Origin of the sequence: Alkalihalophilus lindianensis (assembly GCF_032843265.1) — a bacterium.
GTDB lineage: Bacteria > Bacillota > Bacilli > Bacillales > Bacillaceae_D > Alkalihalophilus > Alkalihalophilus lindianensis.
The window spans coordinates 1-471 of record NZ_JAWJBA010000040.1 but is presented as its reverse complement, the minus strand read 5'-3'; the positions used below and the strand labels follow the sequence as shown (position 1 = coordinate 471).

At 43.7% G+C, this 471-nt stretch carries 1 protein-coding gene; it reads left to right on the top strand.

Translation table 11 applies throughout. From position 1 onward, the window contains the following. On the top strand, nucleotides 1–471 hold a 471-nt coding region (locus RYX56_RS21175; RefSeq protein WP_317123967.1), incomplete at both ends, for a PHP domain-containing protein.

Here is a 471-nt window from a genome sequence, read left to right as displayed (position 1 = left end):
AAAGCCGATCTCCATATGCATACGACATGGAGCGATGGGGCACATTCCATCGAGGAGATGGTTGAAGCGTGCCGTTCACGCGGCTATCGTTACATGGCCATCACCGACCATTCCCAATATTTAAAGGTAGCAAATGGTCTCACTGCTGAAAGACTGCTCAAGCAACACGAAGAAATTAAGAAATTAAACCAAAAATACGACGATATTTTGATATTATCCGGGGTGGAAATGGATAAATTGCCGGATGGCACCTTAGACTATGAGGATGAGGTGTTAGCGAAAATGGATTTTGTGATTGCCTCTATCCATTCAGCTTTTACACAGTCAAAGGAAAAAATTATGGAGCGGTTGAAGATGGCTCTTGCTAACCCACATGTTGATTTAATTGCCCATCCGACAGGCAGGAAAATCGGCCGCCGCGATGGTTATGATGTCGATATCGATTTACTCATCGAGTTAGCAAAAAAAACG